Annotated in this window: 12 protein-coding genes and 1 pseudogene; 7 read left to right on the forward strand and 6 right to left on the reverse strand. The window is 62.9% G+C overall.

Annotation, left to right across the window (positions count from 1 at the left end):
• Positions 1 to 52: 52 nt before the first annotated feature.
• The 6 genes from KDB76_RS16295 to KDB76_RS16320 all read right to left on the reverse strand — a co-directional run bounded on the left by KDB76_RS16295 (position 53) and on the right by KDB76_RS16320 (position 6,930).
• Entirely contained in the window at positions 53 to 1,003 is a 951-nt protein-coding gene (locus tag KDB76_RS16295) for a sugar kinase (protein ID WP_015270507.1), read from the reverse strand.
• A complete protein-coding gene (locus KDB76_RS16300; RefSeq protein ID WP_013972768.1) occupies positions 996 to 1,784 on the reverse strand; it encodes a TIM barrel protein in 789 nt (262 codons plus the stop codon). Before KDB76_RS16300 ends, KDB76_RS16295 begins: the two co-directional genes overlap by 8 nt.
• Positions 1,785 to 1,852: 68 nt before the next feature.
• Positions 1,853 to 2,872 (reverse strand): transcriptional regulator PtxS, encoded by a 1,020-nt coding sequence (ptxS, locus tag KDB76_RS16305; protein WP_013972769.1) that lies wholly within the window; start codon positions 2,870 to 2,872, stop codon positions 1,853 to 1,855.
• A 272-nt stretch (positions 2,873 to 3,144) separates the two neighbouring features.
• A complete protein-coding gene (locus tag KDB76_RS16310; protein ID WP_024087188.1) occupies positions 3,145 to 4,389 on the reverse strand; it encodes a cytochrome c in 1,245 nt (414 codons plus the stop codon).
• A 12-nt stretch (positions 4,390 to 4,401) separates the two neighbouring features.
• The gene (locus KDB76_RS16315) at positions 4,402 to 6,186 is read right to left on the reverse strand and encodes a GMC family oxidoreductase (RefSeq protein WP_038409693.1); all 1,785 of its coding nucleotides are present in this window, start codon (positions 6,184 to 6,186) and stop codon (positions 4,402 to 4,404) included.
• A gap of 3 nt (positions 6,187 to 6,189) precedes the next feature.
• A complete protein-coding gene (locus KDB76_RS16320) occupies positions 6,190 to 6,930 on the reverse strand; it encodes a gluconate 2-dehydrogenase subunit 3 family protein (protein WP_024087189.1) in 741 nt (246 codons plus the stop codon).
• A 398-nt stretch (positions 6,931 to 7,328) separates the two neighbouring features.
• Here KDB76_RS16320 and icmH point away from each other — a divergent pair, with 398 nt between their 5' ends.
• From icmH to KDB76_RS16360, 7 genes and pseudogenes are all read left to right on the forward strand, one after another.
• Positions 7,329 to 8,177, forward strand: a complete 849-nt coding sequence (gene icmH, locus KDB76_RS16325; RefSeq protein WP_212632161.1) for a type IVB secretion system protein IcmH/DotU — start codon at positions 7,329 to 7,331, stop codon at positions 8,175 to 8,177.
• Between the two features lie 14 nt (positions 8,178 to 8,191).
• Positions 8,192 to 10,372 carry a type VI secretion system tip protein TssI/VgrG gene (gene tssI, locus KDB76_RS16330; RefSeq protein ID WP_212632162.1) on the forward strand — a complete coding sequence of 727 codons (2,181 nt, stop codon included), beginning with the start codon at positions 8,192 to 8,194 and terminating at the stop codon, positions 10,370 to 10,372.
• Positions 10,372 to 11,250: pseudogene (locus KDB76_RS16335) on the forward strand (DUF4123 domain-containing protein). Before tssI ends, KDB76_RS16335 begins: the two are co-directional and overlap by 1 nt.
• An 11-nt stretch (positions 11,251 to 11,261) precedes the next feature.
• Positions 11,262 to 13,523, forward strand: a complete 2,262-nt coding sequence (locus KDB76_RS16340) for a T6SS effector BTH_I2691 family protein (RefSeq protein ID WP_235208003.1) — start codon at positions 11,262 to 11,264, stop codon at positions 13,521 to 13,523.
• 210 nt (positions 13,524 to 13,733) lie between these two features.
• A complete protein-coding gene (locus tag KDB76_RS16350) occupies positions 13,734 to 15,062 on the forward strand; it encodes a hypothetical protein (protein WP_023662458.1) in 1,329 nt (442 codons plus the stop codon).
• A gap of 32 nt (positions 15,063 to 15,094) precedes the next feature.
• Positions 15,095 to 17,326 carry an Ig-like domain-containing protein gene (locus KDB76_RS16355; RefSeq protein ID WP_013972776.1) on the forward strand — a complete coding sequence of 744 codons (2,232 nt, stop codon included), beginning with the start codon at positions 15,095 to 15,097 and terminating at the stop codon, positions 17,324 to 17,326.
• Positions 17,327 to 17,341: 15 nt separating this feature from the next.
• Positions 17,342 to 17,815, forward strand: a complete 474-nt coding sequence (locus KDB76_RS16360; RefSeq protein WP_013972777.1) for a curlin — start codon at positions 17,342 to 17,344, stop codon at positions 17,813 to 17,815.
• The last annotated feature ends 15 nt before the right edge of the window (positions 17,816 to 17,830 follow it).

Genomic DNA, 17,830 nt, shown 5'->3' on the forward strand with positions numbered 1-17,830 from the left:
GTTTCTCCTGAGCTTTTTGTTTTTGTTGCAACAGGTGTTTCGGGTCAAGTGTTCAGGCGCTTCTGCGCAGGTCGTGGGCTTGCAGCTCATGGCGCAGCGGCAGCCCTTCCATGTCGCCACGCGACTGCACGGCGCGGCTGCCGCACCAGTTGCCACGCGCCACTGCCTCGGCTACCGGGTGGCCGTCCAGCAGCGCACTGAGCACGCCGACGGCAAAGGCATCGCCGGCGCCAACGGTGTCTACCACCTGGCTGACCGGCACTGGCGCCACCTGGCCTTCGCCCTTGGCGCTGCGGAAGTAGGCACCGGCGTCGCCCAGCTTGATCACCACCAGTTCCACCCCTTGGTCGAGGTAGAACGCAGCGATGTCTGCCGGGGTGTGCTGCCCGGTCAGCAGGCGGCCCTCTTCCAGGCCTGGCAGCACCCAGTCGGCCTTGGCCGCCAGGGCATTGACTTCGCGCACCATGCTGCTTTGGTCAGGCCACAGCGAGGGGCGCAGGTTGGGGTCGAACGAGATGCTGCGCCCGGCGGCACGCATGGCGTCCATCAACGCATGCGACAGCGCCCGGCAGCCGTCCGACAGCGCCGGCGGGATGCCGGTGGCGTGCAAGTGGCGGGCCTGCAGAGAACCCGGGCGCAGCAGCGCCGGTGACAGCCGGCTGGCTGCCGAACCACGGCGGAAGTACTCCACCGCCGGGTCGCTGCCGTCATCGCAGCGGGCCTTGAGCTGGAAGCCGGTGGGGTAGCTGGCATCCACCTCGACGCCGGAGCAGTCCAGCCCTTCGCGGCGCAGGCTGTCGAGCACGAAACGGCCCAGCGAATCGTCGCCCACCCGGCTCAGCCAGCGGACCTTGAAGCCCAGCCGCGCCAGGCCGATGGCCACGTTGCTGTCGGCGCCGGCAATGCGCTTGCCGAACTGGCCGACACTGGCCAGGTCGCCGGCCTGCTCGGCGACGAACATGGCCATGGTCTCGCCGAAACACAACACGTCATGCTCATGCATGGCTCAGCTCCTCGCTCGATACGCCCTGCCCCAGCGCCGCCAGGTCGCGCACCTGGGCACGGGTCAGCGCCAGCAGATCGTCGCTCACCAGCGGGTACTCGACAGCGCGTACCACGCCAGGGGTGAACTCGGCCATCAGCTCGGCCCACTCCTGCAGGTCCGATGCCTCTGGCGGTACGGCAACCAGGCGCCCATCGGCCCGGCACTGCACGGCCTTGCAGTGCACATAGCGCACCCAGCGGCCCAGCTGGCGTGCGGCATGTCGGGCAGGCTCGCCCTGCCACTGCCAGTTACCGATGTCGAAAGTCATGCCCAGGGTCAGCCCGAGCTCGTCGGCGCGCTGGAAAAACTGCTGTAGGGGTTCGATCCGTCCACCATGCGCGGTCTGGTCGTTCTCCACCAGCAGCAATGGCCCATGCGCCGGCAACAGCGTCGCCAAGGCCGCGACGTCACAGCCCGCATGGTAGTGGCCCAGGGAAACCTTGAGCGCGACCGCGCCAAGGGCACGGGCAGTTTCAAGCTTCTGCGCCAATTGCGGGTCAGGCACGCCTTGTGCGGTCCACAGTTCCAGGGGCGTGGAATACAGGCACTCCAGGCGTAGCGCGGCAATGGCTGCAGCCAGCGCTGCAGTGTCCGGCGCACAAGTGAACAGTTCTTCGCGCAGCTCCACGCGGGTAACGCCGGCGGCAGCCAGCAGGTCAAGGAATTGCTCCTGGCCACGCTGCCGGACAAAGTCGGCACCGTAGCTGGAGAGGCTGATGGAAACGGGGTTCGAGTGCATTGTTCTTGTCCTTATGAAACCGGTTTCATTTTTTTGATGACAGCAGGCACGCAGGTGCCTGCCTGTGATTACTGTGGCTGGGTTGAACCTCGGATGATCAGCTCGGCCTTGAAGTCGATACGCCGGGCTGCCCCGCTGTCGCCGCGCAGGCGGCCAAGCAGACTCTCGAATGCCGCCACGCCGATTCGCTCGGTGGGCTGGGCCAGTGCAGTGATGCCGCTGCCGACCAAGGGGTACCAGTCGAGGTCGTCGAGGGCGATCAGCCCGACGTCCACGAACAGATTGCGCCCTGCTTCGTGCAGGGCCCGGGTCACGGCCAGGGTGGCGACACCGTTGAAGGTAAAGATGGCCTGCGGGCCATGGCCGTTGCCGGCGAGGAACGCAGCCAGCTGCTCATCAAGCCCGGTGCCGGTCTCCAGCACCTGTTGGCGCATGCCGGGGCGACGGCTGACCGAGGATCCGAACGCCTGTACTCGCTCCAGGCGCGAGCTGGTGCCATCGAGAGGTTCGGTTACCGCCAGGATGTCGCGGTAGCCTTGAGCTTGCAGGTGGTCGAGGGCCTGCTCGACCGCGTCGGCATTGTCCAGGCCAACCAGGTCGACATTCAGTTCGGGCAACTGGCGGTCGACCAGCACCATGGGGATGTCGCGCTGCAGGTTGAGCAATTCGCCGGGGTGATGGCCAAGCGTGTTCACGATCAGCCCTTCGACGTTGTAGGACTGCAGGGCCACCAGATGGTGACGCTCCTGCTCGTCGTCGCGGTTGGTGTTGCACACCACCAGGCTGTAGCCATGCTGGCGGCAGGCTGTTTCCACGCCATGCATCACGGCCACTGAATAGGGGTTGAGGATATCGGCCACCAGCATGCCGATCAGGCGCGTCTGGCCGCGCTTCAGGCCACGGGCCATCTGGTTGGGGCGGTAACCGAGGCGCTCGATGACCTCTTCCAGGCGCTTGGCGGTGGCTTCGGCGAGCAACTGGCGGTCACCGCCGATGTAACGGGAGACGGTGGCCTTGGAAACGCCAGCGACACGCGCTACTTCGCTGATGGTGACCCGTTCGCGGGCATGGGCAGGCGCGTCGGTCATGGGCTGTCCTTATGATTGTTGTGATAGCGATGAAACCGGTTTCAATACAGCAAAATCGCACGCGTTCGTCAACATGCCGTTGGTCGGGAGTGCGATATCCATGCGTAGTAAATGCAATAAGAATTCTATTTAACTAACTGATAAATAAAGAAAAGTAAATGCAAAACCCTGTGGGAGCGGGTTCACCCGCGAATGCGATTTTGAATGTGCCGACGCATTCGCGGGTAAACCCGCTCCTACAGTGGATTGGGGGTGCAGACAGAGGGATGCAGTTAACGGAGGGATTTCACGTCACTGGCAGTGACGGCACTGCCCTGGTTACCCCAACTGGTGCGAATGAAGTTCACCACCTCGGCAACCTCCTGGTCACTCAGGCGCCAGCCGAACGCCGGCATGGTGAAGTTCGACGGTGCCGCGTGCGTCGCCGGCACCGTGCCCCCCGCCAATACTACGTGGATCAGCGATGTGGCATCCGCCGTCTGCACCACCGGGTTGCCGGCCAGGGCCGGGAACACGCGGGTATAGCCCTGGCCATCGGTACGGTGGCAGGCCGCGCAATTGTCGATGTACACCGCCGCCCCGGGCTTGCTGTCGTCACCCTTCCATAGCGCATCCGCCACCTGTTTGTCGTACACGTGCGGCTGGTCGTCAGGGTTGCTTGGCGGCAACGTCTTCAGGTAGCGGGCGATAGCGGTCAGGTCGGCGTCGCTCATGTGTTGCATGCTGTGCTCGACCACGTCGCTCATGCCACCGAACACGGCGCTGCGGTCGCTACGGCCAGTCTTGAGAAACTGCACCAGCTGCTCTTCGCTCCAGCTACCCAGGCCGTCCTTGTGGTCGCCACGCAGGTTCTTGGCAATCCAGCCTTCCAGCGGTGCACTGCCAGCCAGGAACTGCTCGCCCTCCTGTGGGCTCAGTGCCTTTTCCTGCATGGTCAGTGCCCGCGGCGTATGGCACGCGCCACAGTGCCCCAGGCCCTCGACCAGGTAGGCACCGCGGTTGACCACCGGGTCGGCTGCCGCCGATGCCTGCCAGGGCTTGGCCTCTGGCGCGAACAACCCGCGCCAGACCGCCAGCGGCCAGCGCATGCTCAGCGGCCAAGGGATATCGGTGGCCTTGTTCGTCTGCTCGACCGGTTCCACGCCCTTCATGAAGTAGGCATACAGCGCCTGCATGTCCTGCTCGCTGACGCGCGCATAGGACGGGTATGGCATGGCGGGATACAGGGTGCTGCCATCCTTGCCGATGCCCTTGCGCACCGCCTGGTCGAAGTCTTCGAAGCTGTACTGGCCGATACCACTGGCCGCCGGGGTGATGTTGGTGGAGTACACCGTGCCGATCGGTGTTTCCATCGGCAGCCCACCGGCGAACGGCTTGCCGCCCTTGGCGGTATGGCAGGCGACGCAGTCGCCGGCGCGGGCCAGGTACTCGCCCTGGCGCACCTGCGCATCGTCATTCGGCGCAGCCTGAGCAGCCACGCTGGCACCCAGCAGGGTTGCGATCAACATTGTCTTCATGCGCATCGCTCCTCAAGCCTGAACCAGCGGGCCAGGGTTTTTCAGGTACTGCTCGCGGATGGCGCGGGCTGACCAGTAGGTCAGCGCAGCCACCAGCCCGGTCGGGTTGTAGCCCAACCCTTGGGGGAACGCCGAAGCCCCCGGAACGAACACGTTGTGCACGTCCCAGCTTTGCAGGTAGCGGTTCAGGGCACTGGTCTTCGGGTCGGTGCCCATGATCGCGCCGCCGTTCAGGTGGGTGGTCTGGTAGCTGGCGGTGTTGAAGTGGTCCTTGACCTTCTTGCCCAGCACGGCAATGGTCTTGGGGTTCATCGCCTGGGCGATCTTGCTCAGCTTGTCGACCATGAACTGGTTCATCCTGATGTCGTTTTCCTGCCAGTCGAAGGTCATGCGCAGCAGCGGCTGGCCGTAGGCGTCGCGGTAGGTCGGGTCGAGGTCCAGGTAGTTGCCACGGTAGGACTGGTGGGCGCCGTGGGCGTCCATCGACACCTGGTGGGTGTAGTAATCGGCGGTGGCCTTCTTCCAGGCGCTGCCCCAGGCCGGTGTGCCAGGCGGGGTGGCGCCGCCGGCAATCGGCCGTGTGCCGGCCTGGTTCACCCACATCGGCGAGCCACCGACGAAGCCGTGCGGGCCATGGTCGAAGTTGTCGGCGTTGAAGTCATCGATGGCGATGCCATTGCCACCGGCGCCGATGAAGTTGTTGGTGTAGGTGTCCTTGTCGAAGAACGCCTTGACCGTGCCCATGTTCTGGTAGGCGAAGTTACGCCCGACCACGCCTTCGTTCCTGATGGGGTCGTACGGTTTGCCGATGCCGGACAGCAGCATCAGGCGTACGTTGTTGAACTGGAACGCCGCCAGGATCACCAGGTCCGCCGGCTGCTCCACTTCCCGCCCCTGGGCGTCGATGTAGGTGACGCCGGTGGCCTTGCGCTTGCTGTCGTCCAGGTTCACCCGCAGCACATGAGCGTTGGGCCGCAATTCGAAGTTCGGCACCTGACGCAGCGCCGGCAGGATGTTCACGTTGGGCGAGGCCTTGGAGTACATGTAGCACACGTAGCCGCTGCAGAAACCGCAGAAGTTGCATGGCCCCATCTGCGCCCCGTACGGGTTGGTGTACGAGCCGGAGGTGTTGGCCGAGGGCAGGTTGTAGGGCTTGTAGCCCAGGCTGGCCGCCGCCTTTTCGAACAGCCTGGCCGACACCACGTTTTTCTGCGAAGGCAGCGGGAACGGGCTGGAACGGTCTGGCGCATAGGGGTTGCCGCCCTTCCCTTCGCCAACGACCTGGCCGTTGACGGTCCAGGCCTGGCCAGAGGTACCGAACACCTTCTCGGCGAAGTCGAAGTGCGGTTCCAGTTCTTCGTAGCTGACCCCGAAGTCCTGGATAGTCATGTCTTCGGGGATGAACTTGCGCCCGTAGCGTTCTTCGTAGTGGCTGCGCATGCGCACCTCCATCGGGTCTACCCGGAAGTGCACGCCAGACCAGTGCAGGCCTGCGCCACCTACACCTTTGCCCGGCAGGAAGGCACCGAGCTGGCGATTGGGCAGCGCCACGTCGTTCATGCCGTGGCGGATGGTGACGGTCTCTTTGGACACATCGACGAACAGCTTCTTGCGCACGCTGTAGGTCAGCTCGTCGATCACCTGCGGGTAGCTGCCTTCCGGGTAGGTGTCCTGCATCGGCCCCCGCTCCAGGGCCAGCACTTGCAGCCCCGCCTCGGTCAGTTCCTTGGCCATGATCGCGCCGGCCCAGCCGAAGCCCACGATCACCGCGTCCACTTTCTTCATCACGGTCGTCATGCCTCAGGCCCTCTCGCCACGGATCGAAACAGCGGGGAACGGGTAAGGCTCGTTGCGCTCGACCCAATCCATGAAATCGGCACGGGCGCCGGGGAAGCCGATCTGGGTCCAGCCGACCATGCCTTTGTTGCCGCCATGGATCGGGTCGCAGAAGAACCCTTCACGGGTGTTCTGCACCAGCAGGCTGAAGAACACCTTGGCTGGCACGGCGTCGAAAACCAGCTCTCCAGCCTCGATCTTGCTGAGAATGCGGTCTCGGGTAGCGCTATCTTGCGCAGCAAAAACTTGCCCGGAATTGGCCTTGCACCAGCCATCCACGGCGGCGATGCCCAGGCGGTAGATCTGTTGCGGGCTGAGTTGCAGCTGGTACCCCAGTTCGGGCGCGGCGTCGGCCTTGAAAGGGCCTTGCATGTACCACTGCGCGCCAGTTGCGTAGGGGGTGTTCATCTGCCGGTCGATGAATTCGGCAGCGCCGGCTTCAAGTGCGCCAGGGCCAAGTTCGTCGGCCGGGATGATGCGCGAGACGGCAGCCTGCACGAAGGCCCACTCCTCGGCAGTGAAGAAAGTCGGCTGGTAGTTGCCCACAGGCGGCGTGGCCGGCACTTTGGGCTCGTGTTGCGGGGCCGCAAGCAGCTGACTGGCACCCACGCCAAGCCCCGTGCTGGCCACTGTGACCACAGGGATCAAGGTCAAGGTCTTGCGCAGAAAGTCCCTGCGCGGATTGTCGGGGGCATGCTCAGGCATTGCGAATCCTCATCGGCTGTGTGCGGCCTTGAAAAGCGCCATCTGATTTTCAATATGGGGGGGTCTTGATGGGCCATCAAAAAAACAGCCGGATAATCTAGCGCGTTCAGAAATGTTTTGAAACCGGTTTCATGCCGTGCTTGCCTGCCATAAAAGATGCTCCTAAGCCTATGCATCCAGCCAAGGGTATTTTTCACACTAAGGACGCTTTGAGCTGCATCTTCAGATTCTGAAATGCACAAAAGAAGAATCTTCCTACGATCGCATCGGACGTTTCGGGATTCCCGATAGATTGATTCCTGGTTTACGTTCGGGCTTCAGCCAAATGCCTGCGACTAGCCGCGTGGATACTCCATGCCACCATGCAGCGATGGCGCGCCGACAAACGAGGATTAAGGATGTCCGATGAGCCCGATGTCACTGTGAAAACACTACACAGGAAGAAAAAGCCGGTCCTGCTGGAGGATATCCAAGGGAACCCGCTACCTCGCTCCAGCACCGAATCCGGGCAAGCCATGGATCTTCCTGGCTACTCAGCCGACCCGGACTTCCAGCTACGCGGCGGCTTCGCCAACCTGATGCTCGACGCGGCCAACCCGCTGTTCGGCCTGGTCATACGCCTGCGTACGCTGGATGACCTGCCCAACATCGAACAGGTGCACAAGACCCTGCAGATTCAGGTCAGCACAATCCGCGAGGAAATACAGCAGCACGGTTATTCCTCTGTGCACCTCGAAGCCTATTCCTATGCCTTGTGCCTTTACCTGGACGAGGCCGTGATGAGTCGGCCCTGGGGGAACAATTCGTGCTGGAGCCACGAACCGCTGCTCAGCATCTTCCATGGCGAAACCCAGGGTGGCGAGAAGATCTTCGTGTTGCTGGAGCGGTTGATGCAGTCTCCGGAGGAGTTCCAGGATGTGCTGGAGTTCCTGTACTTCTGCTTTTGCCTGGGCCTGAAGGGCAAGTACGCCCTGGACCCGAAGTGCGATGAAATCATCAACGCCCTGATTTCGCGGATGCACAAGGTCATTCGTGAACTGCGCGGCCCCACGCCGGAATTCCCGGGCGATCCCTATACCAACGTGGTCCATCGCCCCCACCGTATGCGGCGTCGGGAATGGCCCTGGTGGAGCCCGTTGGTGATCTCCGCCATCGCCATGGTCTGCGCCTACTGCTACTACAGCTACCGCCTGAGCTTGATCACCGCCGAGGTGCTGGAGTCGCTTAACGGCATTTTGCAGCAGTAGCAAAGGGGATCCGCATGCCTAGCCAATCCGACTTGCGCTTCACCTTCCAGCCGCTGGCTGGCCAGATTGACTTCGAGGTGGTTTCGTTCGAACTCGACGAAATGATCAGCTCACCGTTCCAGCTGAAACTGGAATTGATCAGTTTTGAAGACGAGGTCGACTTCGGCCAGTTGCTCGACCAGCCAGTGCTGTTCACGATCTGGCGCGGTGAGCGCCCCCTGCGCTATGTGCACGGCCTGGTCAGCAGTTTCAGCCAGGGTGAGACGGGGTTCTATCGCACCCGTTACCGCGCATTGGTCGAGCCCGTGCTGGCCCGTGCCTGCTTGCGTTCGAACTGGCGCATCTTCCAGCAGAAGACCGTGCCGCAGATTCTCGAATTGATGCTCAGGCGCCAGGGCATTGCCCGTTTCGAAATCAACAGCATGGGCGAGCATCAGGTGCGCGAGTTCTGCGTACAGGCCGGTGAAACGGACCTCGACTTCATCGCCCGCCTGGCGGGGGAAGAGGGTTTCGTCTATCGCTTCGAGCACACGCCGAAACACCACCAGCTGGTCATCACCGACCGACTGCTGGCGCTGGGACAGATCAGCAGGAGCGCGATCAAGGCCGACGACGAGGATGAAGACTTCTTCGACGAAGACGACATTGGCCCCGACCAGGTGCTGTACCGCGCCAACAGCGGTGGCGACCAGGCCAGGCCTTGTCTGCGCCGCCTGCGTTACAGCGAACAGGTGCGCACTGCACGTCAGGTGCAGCGGGACTACACCTTCACCAACCCGCAGTACCGGCAGGAACACCGCGCAGGTGACAGTAGCATCACCCATCAGTCCCGGGACTATGAGCGCTTCGACTACCCCGGCCGCTACAAGCGCGATGCGGTCGGTGTACCCTTTACCACTACCCGCCTGACGGCCCTGCGCCATGACGCCCGTATTGCCGAAGTCGAGGGTGACGATGTACGCCTGCAACCGGGGCTGAGCTTTACCCTCATCGAACACCCGCGCAAAGACCTCAACGCCCATTGGCGTGTGATGCGTGTACATCACGAGGGCAGCCAGTTCACCAGCCTGCAGGAAGAAGCTGCCGGGGCCGAACAAGGAACGCGCTACTCGCAGGAAGCCGTGCTGGTGCCCGGCCGGATCGAATGGCGTCCGGCGCCACTGCCCAAGCCACGCATCGACGGCCCGCACATGGCCACGGTCGTCGGGCCGCCCGGGGAAGAGATCTACTGCGACGAGTGGGGCCGGGTCAAGGTGAGCTTCCCCTGGGACCGGGAGAGCGAGAACAACGAGTTCAGCTCCTGCTGGGTGCGCGTGTCGCAAGGCTGGGCCGGCGGTAGCTGGGGTTCGATGGCTATCCCGCGCATCGGCCAGGACGTGATCATCCAGTACGTCAACGCCGACCCCGACCAGCCGATGATCACCGGGCGTACCTATTGCGGCGACCAACTGCCGCCGTATGACCTGCCCGAACACAAGACCCGCATGACCATCAAGAGCCAGACCCACAAAGGCGATGGCTTCAACGAGCTGCGCTTCGAGGACGAACTGGGACGACAGGAAGTCTTCATCCACGCAGAAAGAGACCAGAACAACATCGTCAAACATGATGAAACCACGCAAGTCGGGAACGACCGCACCGAGCGTGTCGAAAGGGATGAGACCCTTTCGATTGGCCAGGACCGCCGGGAAGAGATTGCCCGGGACGAGTCCGTCAATATCGGTCAGGACCGGACCCACCAAATAGGCAACGACGACACCCTGACCATTGGCCGGACTCATACCATCATCACCGGCCTGGACCGGATCGAACAGGTCGGCAACCACCGCCAGGACATCACCACAGCCAATCACACGGTAGAAATTGGCGGTCACCTGGAACAGAGCGTGGCCGGTCACAACACCTTGCAGACCGGGGAAGCCATCCGCCACACAACCAAGGTCTATGACATCCAGGTCAGCGAAAGCCTGACTATCAGGAGTCCGGCCGGGTTGCTGCGCATAGATCGTGCCGGTATCACGTTGGACGGACTGGCACTGGCCTTCAAAGGGCCTGTGAGTCAGCAGGCCAAATGCAGCCAGCACATGACATCGACCTTCGGCGTACCAGAGCCCGGCGAGCCCATTTGCCTCAGCTGCTTGCTGAAAGCGATCGCGGATGGCCACAACATGATTCGCATGGAAGGAGCAAGCTGATGCCAAGCCCATTTATCAGAACTATGGTGGAGGTGCTGCGTACCTCCGACCGCTATCGTCTGAGCGCGATCGTGGAAATGGCCAAGCTGTCAACCAGCGTGCAGGAAAAGTTGACCCGGCACTATGAAGATCGCTGCTGGCCACTATTGCAACAAACCCAATTCCACAACCTGCGAACAGCAGGCCCTTGGCTGTTCGGGTCGCGGCTAGGCTCCGATGTGTCGGCCCAGTACGATTTTCAATGGCAACTCGAACAGCTTGCTTCGGGCGCGGTTTGCGGCTGGATCGTCAGTGCGTTACCAACTGCCCAACTTGCCCAGCATCTTAGCCACGCCAACATCGTGACGGGAGCAGACGGCCATTTGTACCTCCTGCGTTTCCACAACGCTGCAGCTTTGCGAGTGCTGGATACATATCGTGAGCTGCCAGGGATAAGCGAATGGCTAGCTCCCATCCATCACTGGTGGTCGCCTGTAGCGCACCCGAACAAGCGGTTGTGGCTACAAGTATCCGGTGCTGATCAGCCTCCGCCCCTGCACCTCCCACAAATCACGCTAAACGAAGAATGTTGGGCTGAATTGGCGGGAGACCCGCTGAGCTATCAACTTGCCGAGTTGATCAAGGACGAGCCGTCTTGTGCGGCCTTCGCCACTGCTTGCCACGGAACAAGGGTTGGTTTGATCCAACACTAACTGGATCAGGCGCGCGAGCAAGGCTTGGACCGTGAGGAAGACCTCATCAGCTATGTGCTCGTACTAGCTCGCCACGGTGAACAACTCAGTAGCTCGCAAGCCTGGCAGGACGCGATTGTCGCAACACGCGAACAGCAAACATCCTTGATGGACAACGTGCAGCGATGCCTGCGCGCCAAGAAATGAGGTACACAGCCATGGACTCGGTCACCGAAACCCTCGAACTTTGCAGACGCATCACCACTGGCTACCGCCCTGCCTTGCGCAACAGCCCTGTCGCCAACTGCACACGCCGTTTCGAACTGCTGCCCCTGCGCTATGCCGCCGTCGGTGGCAATCCGGCACAACGTACCCGCCTGCCCAAATTGCCGGACTACCTCAGCCCCTTTCAGGATGTCGGCGAGCTGACCGATTCTGGCTATGCCATCCGCCCTTTGCGCGAAGGCTTCCTCTACCTGCTGATCAAGCGTCACAGCGAATCGGCCTATCAATGGCACAGCCAGTACCGCGTTGCCCCCAACGGCTCTCTGCTTTACATCAGCGCAGACGCGCCTTGGGAATCCGCTCCCAACGCCGCCAACCTGGAGGAGATCATTCGCGGCTTTGGCTGGACTATCACTCTTTACGATCTGGATGACATCCAGGAACTGCGCCCTTTGTTCAGCCCCTCTCCACTGACCCCACGTATGCTCGATAACTATCGCCTACTTGAGGACGAATATCGCAGTAGTCTGCCGGCCATCGATATCGCCCGATTAATCCAGCCCTCCGATGCACCGCCGCAAGCCCATGTACTCAAGCACGATCAACTTGGCTGGGTCGCCGATTTCAAAGCCCAGGAGGATTCCGACCTGAAAGCACTGCTGGACCTGCAGCCGTTCAACAACGACCAGATCGTCTCGCCGCATGCGTCACGACAAGCCCTGGCACCTCTGGTTAATCAAACCAAACCCCGCGGCGCCGCAATCGTCATCGAAGACGCCATCGGTATCACCCAAGAGCTCAATGCCTGGCGCAATGCTGCCGTCGACGACGTAAAGACCAAGTGGCTGCGGCGCGGCGTAGAACCAGGCGTGGATAACGAGCGCAGGCTGCTGGTCGCGCAATCGTTCCTGGAGATCGAGAAGCTCTATCCGCAGATGATGGCCGACCGGATCGTCAAACGCGAAGTCATGGCCGAGACCATTCGCAACCAGCCGGCCACGCCGGTTGAGTTCTATGCATTTTCCGATCGGGCCAGACAACAGGCCGATGCGCATGATGAGCGGATGAGACCACACCTTGAGAAGTTCGAGCGCGGCGTGCGCGCCAAGGTCCAGGACCGTCAGGATACCGGTGAATTCAGCAAGAAGTTCGACCAGAAATATGGCCATCTGGTCGACCGTCAGGCGATGCACGATCAGCTGGAAAGTTTCGAGCAAGCCATGCAACAGGCCCACCAGGAGTCAGAGGATCGGGCCAAGGATCATGCCCGCTGGTTGATCAGTGAACGCCTACTAAAGGCCCTGGACCGTTACGACAATGCTGACCTGATCAATGGCCTGGCCTTTGCCGAGCAGACCGGCCAATGCGTTATCGGCATGGAGCTCAGTGAATGGGGAACGACGGTGCTGGACCACTGGTGGCGCAGTGATGTTGCTGATCGGAGCAACCTGGCGATACGGGGTATCACGTACAACCAGGATGACATTCGTGATGCGCTCGCGGCGCTACGGGAAGCGGCCATGGCCAAACCTCCGTCGGAATCATGGTTCGTGCTGCGTGAGTCACTTGTCCGACAAGCGCACATTGCGGCGAATGCTTTCGGGCGCGCCAACGCTTTATATGAAGAACTGCAGAACAGAAACAGCCACGCCAGCATCGGCCTATACGCCTGGTACGTGGCGCTGGGCCGACAAGTGCTTCGTACCGGAGCCCCCAACAGTCTGGACCGTGCCCTGCACCATGGCCTGCGCCTGACTCTGTTTGCTTCGGTACATGAGACAGCTGTCGACATTCGCCTGAGTGAAGCCGCTCGTAGCGGGCAGCCATTGAATCCGCAGCGCAGCGCTGGCCAGGCAGGACGATACTTGGACCCCCGTCTGAGCACCCAACTCCCCTCGCCCGTCCAGGCATTCAGCGCCCAGTTCGAAGGATTGGGTCGTTTCTTCCGGAAAAGCAGTTGGCTGTTCAAAGTCGTCCTGCTCCTGGTTTGGCCCGCCTTCGTCATTATCGGCACCGGCCATTGGCTGAGCTTGCTGTTGTGCTGGCGACCGCGCTGGCCGAAGGTTATCCGCGAAGCTGGCATGCCCGGTAAGCCCGTCCCAGCGGTGACAGCGCTGAGCGACTACCCACCTGAGATCCAGAAGCGCCTGCTCGCCAATGCCGATCGCTGGCAACTCAAACCCGGCAAGCGACCAGAGAAAAAGCCACGCAAGTTACGTACGTCGAGATCGAAGGTGCACCGACCGGGTAGCTGATGCTACGAATGGGTCGGTACCACCTGCCCCAGTCCCCAACGTTGGGGACACGGTACCCAACGGCCCACCCCCTGCAATCGCCCTTGCAAGAGAAATGGATCCCTTGCCCTGCAAGGGCTGCAGCACATTTTTTCTGCCTTGGCACGCCTATTGCCGATCTCCTGCCAGACGCCCCAAGTCCATGGGCCCGTTTGCAGGAGGAAATGTCTCATGCACCGACCGATACCCCACCCGCTGGCATTGGCCATTTTCGCCGGCATGCTCCAACTCCCGGCGCAGGCTGCCTTGAACGCTGTCGATCCAGGCGCCTATGTTCCCGCCAACGGTGGTTTCCCAGCCTGGTACCAGGACAGTCACGGTCGTACCCTCGACCTGTGCCTGACAAAGGCGGTCAGCTCGCGTGTGCCTGGCGCACCCGGCGCACCTTCGTACATGTGCACGCTGCTGCCCACCCCCGGCGTGTTCGACGATACCCAACCCATCGTCTTCCCCACCAACTTCCCTGACGAAGCTTTCTGGTTCACCGCCGATGCCGCCATCGTCGACGCCACTCGCGGCATCGACCTCAGCTACGGCACCGCGATCGAAGCGGCATTTGCCGCCGAAGAACCGGTCGACGGCGACCAGGTCAGCTTCGCCCGGGTGCGTATCCGGGTCGACGTGCCAACCGCCGGCACCTACGTGGTCACTCACCCCTACGGCGTCGAAGTGTTCGACGTACCTGCGCCCGGGCGCCGGGCGATCAACATGACCCGCGACATCGGCATTGCCGGCGCAGGCGACTTCACCGGCGCCCTGAAAGGCGATGTCGGGCCGTTCCTGCGCAGTGTCAACGGCCCCTACACCGAAGGCAGCGAGCGCTTCATCGGCGACCCGAACCTGGAAGAACGGGTGACCGGCAGCCCCTTCAATACCAACTACGTGCGCATCGAAGGCCCCGGCGGCATCGACCTGCGCACCGAGCTGTTCGCGGTTTCGGGCAAGCTTTCCGAAGTGACCCTGCCAACCCCGCTGATGCCGCAACGCAGTACCTACTCGCGGCATACCGAGAACGGCGACCTGCGCGCCCAGCAGGACATCTTCGTGATGGCCCCGCCGCCACCGGCCAGCGTCACCCTGACCAGCCAGACACCCAACCTGAACCTCACCGAGGCCAACGGTACCGGTGCCTGGTACGCCCAGTCGGTGCTCGACCCGGCCGCCGGGACGATCCTGACGCTGACCGCCGACAACAGCGTGGCGATCCCTGCCAGCAGCCTGACCACCGCCAATGTACCGCTGACCGACCTGGTCGTTATCACCCAGGCCCAGTTCCGTCTGTCCACCGGCGAGCTGACCTTGGTGGCCAGCACCAGCGACGAAACCACGCCGCCAGTGCTCACCGCACACACCGGCAACGGCGCGCTGATCGGCAACCTGAGCGGCACAGGTGCCGTGAAGACGCTGAGCACCAGCCTGTCGCCGATCCCGCCGGCCAAGGTGCAGGTCACCAGTACCAACGGCGGTAGCGACACCGAAGACGTGGTGCTGGTGCCATGAACAGACAAAGGCTCAGCCTTCAAGGAGGCAGCATGAACACTTGGTCGCGCCGTGCGCTGTTGGCCGCCGGTTTCTCCCTTACCGTTACCAGCGCCGCGTTTGCCGCGCTGTCCGATGTCGACCCGGGGCCCTACACCTTCGCCACCGGTGGCTATCCGATGTGGTACAAGGACAGCCTCGACCAGTCCCTGGAGCTGTGCCAATCCCGTGCTACCAGTACGCGTGCGCCAGGCGCGCCGGGGGCACCGGCGTACATGTGTACCTTGTTGCCCGAGCCTGGCATCTATGACGATGCCCTGCCGCTGGTGTTCCCGGACAACTGGCCGCCCGAGATGTTCTGGTTCCTGGCGGAAACCGCCATTCCGCAGGTCGGCAACAGCGGCTATGAACTGGAGGTTTATGTAGCCGGGGTGGAGGCTGCCTTCGCCGCCGAAAACCCTGTCGATGGTGACCAGCAAAGCTTCGCCCGGATCCGCATCCGTGCTTCGGTCCCAAGTACCGGTACCTACACCATCACCCATCCCTACGGGGTGGAGACGGTCAACGTCACCACGGCGGGGCGTCGGGCGATCAACATCACCCGGGACATTGGCATTGGCGCACCAGGCAACTTCCGGGGAGCGCTGGCGGGGGCGATCGGCCCTTGGCTGAAGGGTGTTGGCGGGCCTTACACCGAGGTCAACCCCGATACCGGCGCCATCGAAACCTACATCGGCGACCCCAATATCACCGAGGCGGTGACCGGCAGCCCCTTCAATACCAACTTCGTGCGCATTCAAGGCCCCGCTGGCACCATCCAGACCAACACCTTCACTGTTTCAGGCAAGGTACTCGACCAACGGGCCCAGACCCCGGTCAGCCTGGAACGCGCCACCTATTCGCGCAATGCCACCGGCACCCGTACGGAAGTGTTCGCCAAGGCGCCCAGCACAGCCAGCCTGTGCATGCGCAATGGCATTGCCTTGGTCGGCACCCCGCCTTCGCCGTGCCAGTACACCCTCACCGCCGACAACAACGGGCTGTTCTTCCACCAGCAGTTCGGCCAGGAAGCACCGCCTGCAGTGGTGGTGGTCACCGCCAGCGACAGCGCCGGCGGTACCCAGCCGACCGCGCTGTCGAGCAAGCTCACCGACGTGGTCAAGGTCGGCACCGCACGCTACGACTGGGCCAACAAGCGCCTGTTGATAGAGGCCCGTTCCAGTGACGAAGTGGCGGTCCCGGACCTGATCGCCCAAGGCTACGGTCGCCTGTCCAAGGCGGGCACGCTGCAGAGCCTGACCGTCAACGACGTGCCGCAGCCACCAGCCACCATCACGGTGAAATCGGCACGCGGCGGCAGCGATGTCGAACCGGTAGTCGTGGTCGGCAACGCGCCGGTCGAGGCGGCCAACCAGCCGCCGCTGGCCCAGGCCGATACCGGCAGTACCAGCGTGGGCATCCCGATCACCCTCAACCTGCTGCAGAACGACAGCGACCCGGATGGCAACGTACCGCTGACCATCAGCGACCTCACCCAGCCCGGTACCGGTCTTGGCGGCGTGGTGATGAACGGCACCACCTCGGTCACCTACACCCCGCCAGCCGGGGCCACGCAACCCGTGGTGGCCACCTTCAGCTACCGGGCAGTGGACGCCAAGGGCCTGAAGTCGGAACCAGCCACGGTCACCATCAACGTGGCGCCCAACCAGGCCCCAACCGCCAACCCGGAAACGGTCGCCACCCTGGGCGTGCCTTTGACCATCAACGTGCTGGCCAACGACACCGATCCGGAAGGCAACGTACCGCTGAGCGTTGCTGCCGTCACCCAGCCGGCTGCCGGCCGGGGCACCGTCAGTACCGACGGCACCACGGTGACCTACACCCCACCGGCCACGGTGACCACGGCCTTCACCACTACCTTCACCTACCAGGCTCGTGACTCGCTGGGGGCCCTGTCCAACGCCGGCACCGTCACCGTCAACGTATCGCCACGGCCCGCCGCCGAAACCTTCACGGTCACGACCGCCACGGTCACGGCACGCTCCAACAACCGTTACAACTGGGACCTCAGCGGTACTTCGTCGGTCACCACCGGCAATACCGTCACCGTGCGGGTAACCACCACTACCGGCGTGCAGACCCTTGGCACCGCCACGGTGGCGCTGACCGGCCGCTGGCGCCTGGCGGTGAGCAACAGCACCACGATCATCCCGACTGCGGCACCGACGGCGACGATCACCACCAGCCAGGGCACCACACGCACCGTCAACGTAACCGTGCAGTAAAGGCCGGAGGTTGCAATGAGACGCCTGTACTCCCTGCTGCTCGGCCTGGCTGTGGTGGGCCAGGCCTGCTGGGCCGAGGACCTGCTGGACAATGCCGACCTCGCACCCGGCAACGACCTCGGCGAACCGGTAATCATCCGCCTGCTGCCGGCCAGCGCCGGCCAGGCTGCGGTGATCGAGCAGCAAGGCGCGGGCAACCGCGCCGCCCTCGACCAGAACGGCCAGGCCCTGCTGGGCCGCATCGTCCAGGCCGGTGGCGCGCAGGAAGCGTACATCTTGCAGGAAGGCAGTGACCTGATGGCCCTCATCAGCCAACAGGGGAATGGCAACAACGCGTCGATCCGCCAGACCGGCAGCAGCAACAGTGCGGCCATCGAGCAGATCGGCAACGACAACAGCGCCAGCATCGTGCAGTCCGGCACCGGCCTGAACAGCTCCGTGACCCAGGCCGGCAATGGACAGCACGTGCAGATAACCCAATACCGATAGACCTGGAGGCACCCC

Source organism: Pseudomonas sp. JS425 (assembly GCF_018223845.1).
Taxonomy (GTDB): Bacteria; Pseudomonadota; Gammaproteobacteria; order Pseudomonadales; family Pseudomonadaceae; genus Aquipseudomonas; species Aquipseudomonas asiatica.

Excerpts from the sequence above, each read along its gene's own strand:
- KDB76_RS16295 (WP_015270507.1), bottom strand. The coding sequence starts at position 1,003 with ATGCATGAGCATGACGTGTTGTGTTTCGGCGAGACCATGGCCATGTTC.
- KDB76_RS16300 (WP_013972768.1), bottom strand. The coding sequence starts at position 1,784 with ATGCACTCGAACCCCGTTTCCATCAGCCTCTCCAGCTACGGTGCCGAC.
- ptxS (WP_013972769.1), bottom strand. The coding sequence starts at position 2,872 with ATGACCGACGCGCCTGCCCATGCCCGCGAACGGGTCACCATCAGCGAA.
- KDB76_RS16310 (WP_024087188.1), bottom strand. The coding sequence starts at position 4,389 with ATGAAGACAATGTTGATCGCAACCCTGCTGGGTGCCAGCGTGGCTGCT.
- KDB76_RS16315 (WP_038409693.1), bottom strand. The coding sequence starts at position 6,186 with ATGACGACCGTGATGAAGAAAGTGGACGCGGTGATCGTGGGCTTCGGC.
- KDB76_RS16320 (WP_024087189.1), bottom strand. The coding sequence starts at position 6,930 with ATGCCTGAGCATGCCCCCGACAATCCGCGCAGGGACTTTCTGCGCAAG.
- icmH (WP_212632161.1), top strand. The coding sequence starts at position 7,329 with ATGTCCGATGAGCCCGATGTCACTGTGAAAACACTACACAGGAAGAAA.
- tssI (WP_212632162.1), top strand. The coding sequence starts at position 8,192 with ATGCCTAGCCAATCCGACTTGCGCTTCACCTTCCAGCCGCTGGCTGGC.
- KDB76_RS16340 (WP_235208003.1), top strand. The coding sequence starts at position 11,262 with ATGGACTCGGTCACCGAAACCCTCGAACTTTGCAGACGCATCACCACT.
- KDB76_RS16350 (WP_023662458.1), top strand. The coding sequence starts at position 13,734 with ATGCACCGACCGATACCCCACCCGCTGGCATTGGCCATTTTCGCCGGC.
- KDB76_RS16355 (WP_013972776.1), top strand. The coding sequence starts at position 15,095 with ATGAACACTTGGTCGCGCCGTGCGCTGTTGGCCGCCGGTTTCTCCCTT.
- KDB76_RS16360 (WP_013972777.1), top strand. The coding sequence starts at position 17,342 with ATGAGACGCCTGTACTCCCTGCTGCTCGGCCTGGCTGTGGTGGGCCAG.